Raw genomic sequence first — 8,767 nt, 5'->3', positions numbered from 1 at the left:
AGCTTATTGAAGGGGCAATACAATTTAGTGACGAGTAAAGCACGTAGTCTTCATGGATTTCTGAGTGGAATTTACGCCTCACTATGTGCATATCAATTAACCCATCGAAATAAGCCAACAATTCAAATTAAGGAATCATCGGCTTAAGCAGGATTCAGGTTAAATAAGCTTTCAAAAATAGCTTGATACACTAAAGCTATTTTAAGCAGGCAATGAATATGAAAGAAAACGCTAAAGAAAAATAAAAAAAACAGCGTATGATTTACTCAATGGAATTTTAGATGATGCAGACAAGATGATCCGTAATGATTGGTCACGTGCCGAAATACAAGAAATTTATGACTTGCCTTTAATGGATTTACTGTTTCAGGCACAGCAAATTCATCGCCAAAACTTTGAACCGAATACTGTTCAGGTCAGTACTCTGCTTTCAATTAAAACGGGCCGTTGTCCGGAAGATTGTAAATACTGTTCGCAATCTGCACATTATGATACTGATCTGGAAATTGAAAAACGCGTAGAAGTACAAAAGGCGATTGCTGAAGCCAAACAGGCCAAAGCTTCCGGTTCGACCCGTTTCTGCATGGGCGCAGCATGGCGTAATCCGCATGAACGCGATATGCCGTATGTGCTAGAACTGGTGCAGGAAGTCAAGAAACTGGGCATGGAAACCTGTATGACTCTAGGGATGCTGAATGCCTCACAAGCGGAACGTCTGAAAGATGCAGGGCTAGATTATTATAACCACAACCTTGATACCTCACGTGAATATTATGCCAATGTCATCAGTACACGTAGCTTTGATGACCGCTTAAATACGCTTGATCATGTACGTGATGCCGGAATTAATGTCTGTAGTGGCGGTATTGTCGGCTTGGGCGAAGGCGTACAAGACCGAGTCGGTTTGTTGTTTGAACTAGCGACTATGCCGATTCACCCGGGTTCGGTGCCCATAAATATGCTGGTTCCTATTGAAGGCACACCACTGGCCGATGTTGAAAAACTGGATGTGATTGACTGGATTCGTACTATTGCGGTAGCACGGATTATTATGCCGAAGAGTTATATCCGCTTGTCGGCAGGTCGTGAATCTCTCTCTGACTCTGATCAGGCACTGGCATTTATGGCTGGAGCTAACTCATTATTTTCAGGTGATAAATTGCTTACTGCCCCGAACAGTGGTGAAGGTAAAGACAAAGCCTTGTTTGCTAAATTAGGCTTAAAAGCTGAAGCTGCCAAGAAAACAGCTAAAGAATTGGCTGTAGATGCGATGCAACCTGCTTAATTAATCGTGTAACAAACAGGGATCATTTCAACTTGAATTGGTCCCTTTTTTATTGGAACAGACAAAAATGAAGATACTGATGATTACGGGTTGGGGGCTAGGAACAGCGGTCTTAACCCCGTTTGTAGAACAGTTGCGGCAGCAGCATCAAGTTGAAGTATGGGATATTTTTGATCCTAACGTGGAAAGTATTTTGGCCGAAAAAGTCAGGCAGGCGAGTTCTATTGATGTCTTGATGGGATGGTCTTTGGGTGGACAGTTGGCACTTTTGCTGGCTAATGAAATCCAGCAACAACTGAAAATTGCCAAGCCAGTGATTTGCTGTATGTCAAATCCCTGTTTCGTGGCCAACGAAGCATGGCCACAGGCAATGCCAGTTGAACAATATACACAATTTAAATCCTCCATACTGGCTGATCCAAAACGCGGGATGCAGCGCTTCTGTACCTTGGTCACTTTAGCTGGCGCAGCAGCGCGTGAACGTGCAAAATTATTGCACCAACAGTTAAATAGTATTGATTTAAACTATCAGGTTAAGCATCTTTATCTATTGCAGCAATTAAATCTAGTGGATATCTTAAAAAATCATTCAGTCAAGATGCTATTTATATTTTCCGAGAATGATATGTTGGTTCCTTACAAAGTTAGTCAAGAATCTGTGTTTTTAACAACCCAAAATCTGAATTTGGTAAAAATACAGGGCACGCACGATGCCATCCTTTTTGATACCAAGTTACTCGTTGAGCCAATTTTAAAATTTTTAGCCGATCTGGCTTAAGCACAAAGAGATTGGTAGCTCTTGACGTTTCATTTTCAGATTTAACGCGCTAAGATCAGTTTTAGTTTTAATAATTGGGGTAAATTCTGTGCAGGACGCTTTTGATCAACAGCATATTTGGCATCCTTATACCTCCATGACACAACCCTTGCCATGTTACAAAGTTAAAGCTGCACATGGTGCAGTCATTGAACTTGAAGATGGTACCGAGCTGATTGATGGCATGTCGTCCTGGTGGTGCACAATTCACGGTTATAATCATTCTGAACTCAATCAGGCCGTAACAAAACAATTAGAGTCGATGTCACATATCATGTTTGGTGGTTTGACTCATCAGCCTGCGATTGATGTGTCTAAACTGCTACTCGAGATCACGGCGCCTGAACTGGATAAAATTTTCTTTGCCGATTCCGGCTCGGTCGCGGTTGAGGTGGCGTTGAAAATGGCTGTGCAATATTGGAATGCACGTCAGCAACCACAAAAAACTAACTTTGTTACCACACGCTCTGGCTATCATGGCGACACCTGGAATGCCATGTCGGTTTGTGATCCTGTAACTGGTATGCATCAAATTTTTGGTTCGAGTTTGCCGAACCGTTTATTTGTTCCGGCACCTCAAAGCCGTTTTGATGGGGCATGGCAACCCGAAGATATACAGCCACTTGAGCGCCTGCTGGTACAGCAGCATCAACAGATTGCTGCCATGATCATTGAGCCGATCGTGCAAGGTGCAGGCGGGATGCGTTTCTATCATCCAGAATATTTAAAGCAAGCTAAGTTGTTGTGTGAAAAGTACGATGTACTGCTGATTTTAGATGAAATTGCCACCGGTTTTGGCCGCACTGGAAAACTATTTGCTTATGAACACGCTCAGGTCACACCAGACATTATGTGTATCGGTAAGGCATTGACTGGTGGTTATATGACCTTGTCAGCGACCTTAACCACTCGCCATGTAGCAGAGACGATTTCAAGTGGTGAAGCGGGTGTGTTCATGCATGGCCCAACTTTTATGGCTAATCCGTTGGCCTGTGCGGTCGCATTAAAAAGTACCCAGCTGTTACTGGCTCAAGACTGGCAGACGCGTATTCAACAGATTGAAAGTACACTAGAACAATATTTACTGGATTTAAAATCCTTGGCACAAGTCAAAGATGTGCGTGTCCTCGGCGCAATTGGCGTGGTTGAGCTACATCAAACTATTGATTTGGCGCGTTTTCAGGCTGAATGTGTATGCCGTGGCGTCTGGATTCGTCCTTTTGGCCGTCTGGTCTATGTCATGCCGCCATATGTAATTTCAACACAGCAACTTGAAACTTTATTAAAGCATATGCGGGAGATGATTCAGCAGATAGAGGCAGTAGCATGAACCATCTTGAGCATTTCCAGCAGCAGCTAGATGACTTGAAACAGCAAGGGCAATATCGCCAGTTTAAGTCCAATATTTCTAGCCAGCCACGATTGCAACTCAATGGCCAAGAGATGCTGAATCTGGCATCCAATGACTATTTAGGTCTGGCATCCAACTTAACGCTACGTGAAGAATTTTTTGACCTCACGCCGATGTCTGAGCGATATATGAGTTCAAGCTCTTCACGTTTACTGACAGGAAACTTTCCCAATTTTGAACAACTTGAAGCACAGATGTCACAGGCTTTTGGACGTTCAGTACTGCTGTTTAATAGTGGTTATCACATGAATATCGGGATTCTTCCTGCGCTCAGTAATGCTAAAACCATGATCATTGCTGACAAACTGGTACATGCCAGTATTATCGACGGGATTCGTTTATCTAAAGCTGGCTATGTGCGTTACCGCCATAATGACCTGCAGCATTTGACTCAGTTTTTAGAAAAATATCAGTCAGATGAATCTATCCAGCGCATCATTGTGGTAACTGAATCAATTTTCAGTATGGATGGGGATGAAACAGATTTAGCTGCTTTGGTGGCATTAAAACAGCAGTTTGCAAAAGTCATGCTCTATGTCGATGAGGCACATGCAATTGGTGTGCGCGGTGAACGTGGATTGGGCTGCGCAGAACAGTATCAAGTATTGGATCAGATTGATTTCCTGGTCGGTACCTTTGGCAAGGCTTTGGCTTCAGTTGGTGGTTATCTGGTCTGTGCGCCAGTGATTCGTGACTATCTGATTAATAGCATGCGACCTTTAATTTTTAGTACCGCCCAGCCGCCACTATGTATGGCCTGGACTAGATTTATTTTTCAGAAGGTACAGCAGCTTCAGGCGGGACGAGTACATTTGGCAGCATTGGCTGTACGCTGTCAGCAGGGCATTCAAGACTTGGGATATCACTGTCCGTCAACTTCGCAAATTGTGCCGGTACTGATTGGTGAGGCAAAACGCACCATTCAGGCGGCTGAAATTATGCAACAGCAGGGATTTTATGTGCTACCAGTACGTCCGCCAACGGTTCCTGCCAATACCTCCAGACTCAGAATCTGCCTGAATCAGAACATTTCTGCGGATGAGCTGGATGCATGTCTGCAGGTGCTGAGGAATTTGCCGCGATGAACAGCAAACAAATTGCCCAACGTTTTGCTCAGGCAAATCTCAGTTATGAACAGCATGCGCTGGTACAAAGTGCCGTAGCGGCAGAGTTGATGCATTTCATGCAGCAGCATGTGGCACAACCACATTTGCAAAGGGTATTGGAAATTGGCTGCGGTTCAGGATTGTTTACCCGGCTTTTTATGCAGTATTACAGCTTTGATCATTTATTTTTAAATGACCTATATGTCGAAGTGAAGCAGCACTTCCCGGAAGCTGATCGGCTTTTGTGGGGAATTGGTAATATTGAAACCTTGCCACTGCCGCAGTCTCTGGACATGGTGTTGTCTTGTTCTGCATTGCAATGGATCTCGGATTTAAAAGCATTGTTGCTCAACATTGCGCAGGCCTTAAATCCCTCTGGGCATCTGTGTTTTGCCAGTTATACTGACAATAATTTAAAGGAAATTAAGGCACTGACCGGACAGGGCTTGGATTATCTGCCTTTAGCAAAGGTCTGTGAACTGCTTGAATCCTTAGGCTTTGACATTCTGCTGCAGATAGAAAAACAGATGACCTTGCATTTTGAGCATCCGAAACAGGTGTTACAGCATATCAAAGCCACTGGTGTACAGGCGACGGCACAGGGGTTTCGGTGGACAAAATCGTCCTTACAGGATTTTTATACCGGCTATCAACAATTCCAAGACCCTGAAAGCAAACAGTATGCACTGACCTATCATCCGGTTTATGTCATTGCACGGAAGACAGCATGAGCGCACAGATTTATTTTGTCAGCGGCATTGATACCGCAATTGGTAAAACCTTTACTACTGGTTTTCTGGCCAAAAATTGGAATGAGCAGGGCATTCGTACCATAACCCAAAAGCTGATCCAGACCGGAAATGTCGATATATCAGAAGATATCGAACAGCATCGTGCAATTATGGGTTGTGGACTGTTACCGGAAGACCAGCAAAAACTGACCATGCCGGAAATTTTTACGTATCCGGCTTCACCGCATCTTGCTGCGCGGCTGGATGGGCGAGCCATTAATTTTGAACAGATTCAGCAGGCTACCGAACAGCTGGCTGTGGCCTACGACTGTATTTTGCTGGAAGGTGCCGGTGGTCTGATGGTGCCCTTAACCGAAGAGTTCCTGACTATTGATTATATTCAGACACATAATTATCCGGTGATTCTCGTCACTTCAGGGCGTTTAGGCAGTATTAATCATACCTTGTTGAGTCTTGAACTGTTAAAACTCCGCGGGGTTAAATTATATGCCATCGCCTTTAATCATGCCGATAACTCAAAAGATCCCTTGATCGCTGAAGATACGATTGCCTATTTAAAACAGTATTTGCAGCGTGATTTTGCTGATACGACATGGATTGATATTCCTGCTTTAACTTTAGCTCCGTCTGCCCATGGATAAATGATCAACTTGCAGCGGGGCTGATGTGAATGCTTAAGCCTTGAGGCTGCGCTGCTGTAAATTGAATCTGATAGCCATATTTGTTTAACACCGTTTTCACCAAAGATAAGCCTAGCCCATGCCCATTTTGCTGGGCAGATTTACGCCAGAAACGCTGTCCCAGGTACTGCATATCCTCTATCTTCAAGCTTTGACCATCATCATGAATGATCAGCACCTCATGCAGCATAGCAATTGAAATAGACTTTGCCTGTGCATGCAATAGGGCATTTTCAAGCAGGTTTTTAAAGACGGTATATAGCGCAAAATCGAGCAGGGCAATTCGGCTCAGACTCGGCCAGTCAATCGTTAAACTAGGTTCAATTTCCGGATAAAACGGCCGTAAATCGGCAATCACCTGAGTCAGGAGCGGTGCAATTTCAGTACTGTACCGGACATCGCTCAGTGCCTGATCGGTAGAAGAAAGTGCTAGAAGCTGCTCCAGTAGCTGGGTATATCGGCGGATACTATGGTCTGCCTGCTGCAAGCTCTGTTGCAATTTGGGTGAGCTTGCCTGTTGTTCTGCCATCAGTTGTGCAAGCTGAATATGAGTTTTGATCGCGGTTAAAGGACTACGCAATTCATGGGCGGCGTATGAACTAAATACTTTTTCATTTTCCGGATTTTGATGCAGTTTATGTATTAAGTGCTTAGAGTTTTGGGCAAAGGACTGTACCTTGGAAGGCATTACTTTGGCATCTAAGGTTTTTAAATAGTGAGTAGCATCATTCACTGATAAATTTGGCTGACTTAAAAGGTTGAAACTTCATCTAAGGCTTTAAGCTCTCGACGAATAATCAAAACGATTAAGTCTATACATAGCAATAAAGACAAAATTATTGGTATTAATACCGATTATAAAATCTTTTTGAGCAATTATCCACGTAGGAACATCCGCTCTGCTACCACCACTTGAATATCCTCACGACGTAACACATAACTGAGCCTCACCTTGTTGCTTTGTACTAAAGCCAACTACTTGGTGGCTTAAATCTTTCGGTGCACCTCGGGTTTTTGCTACCACATGCTGAACGACACTGACGTCAGAGCCAAATAAAGACACTTTATAGGCAATCAACTGCTCTTGATTGGTGGAATGAAGTTGTTGGGCTAGTACATTTTCATCCAAGTTTTGCATCGGCAGTTGTTGAGTCAATCGAGCGACCATTGGATGGCTGAATCAAACCAAATTGATATATTTCCTTGACTGAGCAAGGCTTTATTGTAGGTAGATCAACTGGTTGTACGATAGATCTTGGGTGCAGACCTCTTCATTTAGAAATTATATTCCCCAAGAAGCTTTCAGTGGTAGGTTTGTGCAACAAAGCCTCTTGCAAATAAAGGCTATCAAGGGATTTATACATTGTATCCAAATAGTTTATGGCCATTAAAAGCAAAAAAGCACTAAAAACCAGATCTCGAGCTAAAACTTTATAACCAAGAAATCAATAAAAGAAGAATTGGGATTGAACAGGTATTTGGAACTTTGAAAACCTTCAAAATCCTTTCCGAGCGATATCGCAACCCTGGCAAAAGACTAGGATTAAGATTTAATTTAATTGTGGGAATCTATAATTTTGAGCTGAGTAAAAAGTGAATTATGAAAGAAATCTAATGTATAAAATTTTAAGAGATTATAAAAATTGGTCATACCAAAAAATAAATTAAATCTTTTATATTGTGTTTTTGGGCTAATATTACTAATATCGCCAATACAAAATGCACATTTTATCTCTTAAACACTAAATTGGTCATACCAATTTAGTGTTTAAGTACAATAAACTGTTCAATCTAGTAGTTAAGCATTTCAAGGAGTAGACAATGCTTCAACAGTGGCAACAAATTTATGATCCTATAGGCAATATCTGGATTTCGAGTGCTATTGCGCTAGTTCCAATTATTTTCTTTTTTTTAGCGTTAGCTATTTTTCGCATGAAGGGTAGTGTAGCCGCTACAATTACCGTTTTTTTAGCCTTTCTGGTCTCATTATTTTTATACAAAATGCCAATTGGAATGGCATTAGCATCAATGGTCTATGGATTCTTCTACGGCCTGTGGCCAATTGCATGGATTATTATCGGTGCAGTTTTTATATATAAGATTTCAGTAAAAACAGGACAGTTTGATGTTATTCGTTCGTCTATTCTGTCAATTACAGAAGATCAACGTCTGCAAATGCTATTAGTTGGGTTTGCTTTTGGTACGTTTTTAGAAGGTGCGGCAGGTTTTGGTGCGCCCGTCGCAATTACTGCGGCACTGTTGGTGGGACTCGGCTTTAAGCCTTTATATGCGGCTGGGCTATGCCTGATAGTTAATACTGCACCTGTTGCTTTTGGTGCAATGGGAATTCCGATCATTGTCGCTGGGCAGGTTTCAGGTGTTGACACCATGGAAATCAGTCAAATGGTTGGTCGTCAGTTACCCTTTATGGTGCCAATTGTATTGATCTGGATCATGGCAATCATGGATGGTTGGCGTGGGGTTAAAGAAACTTGGCCTGCTATTTTAGTTGCCAGCTTATCTTTTTCTTTAGCGCAATATCTAACATCAAATTTTGTTGGGCCTGAGTTACCCGATATCACTGCTGCAATTGCATCATTAATCAGTTTAACTATCTTACTTAAGTATTGGAAACCAAAACATATTTTTCTTTTTGAGGACAAAAATATACAGGTAGATGAAACTATTATCAAGCAAGCTCGTAAACAATATAGTG

General features: G+C 42.4%; 10 protein-coding genes and 1 pseudogene. 9 read left to right on the top strand and 2 right to left on the bottom strand.

What is annotated here, in order from left to right; genetic code table 11:
• The 7 genes and pseudogenes from CWI32_RS14900 to bioD form a co-directional block, all read left to right on the top strand.
• Nucleotides 1-147, top strand: a pseudogene (locus tag CWI32_RS14900) (IS982 family transposase); the annotation flags it as partial.
• Nucleotides 148-295: 148 nt separating this feature from the next.
• Nucleotides 296-1,285: a biotin synthase BioB gene (gene bioB, locus CWI32_RS14895; RefSeq protein WP_005093784.1), complete on the top strand. Its 990-nt coding sequence runs from the start codon at nucleotides 296-298 to the stop codon at nucleotides 1,283-1,285.
• A gap of 67 nt (nucleotides 1,286-1,352) precedes the next feature.
• Entirely contained in the window at nucleotides 1,353-2,063 is a 711-nt protein-coding gene (locus tag CWI32_RS14890) for an alpha/beta hydrolase family protein (protein WP_004282161.1), read from the top strand.
• Between the two features lie 88 nt (nucleotides 2,064-2,151).
• Nucleotides 2,152-3,432 carry an adenosylmethionine--8-amino-7-oxononanoate transaminase gene (gene bioA / locus CWI32_RS14885; RefSeq protein WP_100358244.1) on the top strand — a complete coding sequence of 427 codons (1,281 nt, stop codon included), beginning with the start codon at nucleotides 2,152-2,154 and terminating at the stop codon, nucleotides 3,430-3,432.
• Nucleotides 3,429-4,598: an 8-amino-7-oxononanoate synthase gene (locus CWI32_RS14880; protein WP_100535634.1), complete on the top strand. Its 1,170-nt coding sequence runs from the start codon at nucleotides 3,429-3,431 to the stop codon at nucleotides 4,596-4,598. Before bioA ends, CWI32_RS14880 begins: the two co-directional genes overlap by 4 nt.
• Nucleotides 4,565-5,350, top strand: coding sequence for a malonyl-ACP O-methyltransferase BioC (gene bioC / locus CWI32_RS14875; RefSeq protein WP_100535633.1), 786 nt, complete (start codon nucleotides 4,565-4,567; stop codon nucleotides 5,348-5,350). The genes CWI32_RS14880 and bioC overlap by 34 nt, the downstream gene beginning before the upstream one ends.
• Complete coding sequence (gene bioD, locus CWI32_RS14870) at nucleotides 5,347-6,012, top strand: dethiobiotin synthase (protein ID WP_005105913.1); 666 nt, start codon at nucleotides 5,347-5,349, stop codon at nucleotides 6,010-6,012. The genes bioC and bioD overlap by 4 nt, the downstream gene beginning before the upstream one ends.
• Before the next feature lie 4 nt (nucleotides 6,013-6,016).
• On the opposite strand, the gene CWI32_RS14865 is transcribed toward bioD, so the two are convergent.
• Together CWI32_RS14865 and CWI32_RS14860 are read right to left on the bottom strand one after the other, a co-directional pair.
• Nucleotides 6,017-6,784 (bottom strand): sensor histidine kinase, encoded by a 768-nt coding sequence (locus tag CWI32_RS14865; RefSeq protein WP_100535632.1) that lies wholly within the window; start codon nucleotides 6,782-6,784, stop codon nucleotides 6,017-6,019.
• Nucleotides 6,785-6,973: 189 nt separating this feature from the next.
• Nucleotides 6,974-7,207 carry a hypothetical protein gene (locus CWI32_RS14860; protein ID WP_225554309.1) on the bottom strand — a complete coding sequence of 78 codons (234 nt, stop codon included), beginning with the start codon at nucleotides 7,205-7,207 and terminating at the stop codon, nucleotides 6,974-6,976.
• 288 nt (nucleotides 7,208-7,495) lie between these two features.
• On the opposite strand from CWI32_RS14860, the gene CWI32_RS15420 reads away from it, so the two are divergent.
• Both CWI32_RS15420 and CWI32_RS14850 read left to right on the top strand, forming a co-directional pair.
• Nucleotides 7,496-7,648 (top strand): hypothetical protein, encoded by a 153-nt coding sequence (locus tag CWI32_RS15420; protein WP_378267120.1) that lies wholly within the window; start codon nucleotides 7,496-7,498, stop codon nucleotides 7,646-7,648.
• A 224-nt stretch (nucleotides 7,649-7,872) separates the two neighbouring features.
• Nucleotides 7,873-8,767 (top strand): lactate permease LctP family transporter (locus CWI32_RS14850; RefSeq protein ID WP_167381292.1); only part of this gene is annotated, 895 nt, incomplete at its 3' end.

This window comes from Acinetobacter pseudolwoffii (genome assembly GCF_002803605.1).
In the GTDB taxonomy this organism is placed as follows: Bacteria; Pseudomonadota; Gammaproteobacteria; order Pseudomonadales; family Moraxellaceae; genus Acinetobacter; species Acinetobacter pseudolwoffii.
The sequence above is the reverse complement of the archived record's forward strand: the minus strand, read 5'-3'. Positions and strand labels throughout refer to the sequence as shown.

Bases quoted from the DNA above. Each gene is read 5' to 3' on its own strand.
- CWI32_RS14880 (WP_100535634.1), top strand. From the start codon at position 3,429: ATGAACCATCTTGAGCATTTCCAGCAGCAGCTAGATGACTTGAAACAG.
- bioC (WP_100535633.1), top strand. From the start codon at position 4,565: ATGTCTGCAGGTGCTGAGGAATTTGCCGCGATGAACAGCAAACAAATT.
- CWI32_RS14890 (WP_004282161.1), top strand. From the start codon at position 1,353: ATGAAGATACTGATGATTACGGGTTGGGGGCTAGGAACAGCGGTCTTA.
- bioB (WP_005093784.1), top strand. From the start codon at position 296: ATGATCCGTAATGATTGGTCACGTGCCGAAATACAAGAAATTTATGAC.
- bioD (WP_005105913.1), top strand. From the start codon at position 5,347: ATGAGCGCACAGATTTATTTTGTCAGCGGCATTGATACCGCAATTGGT.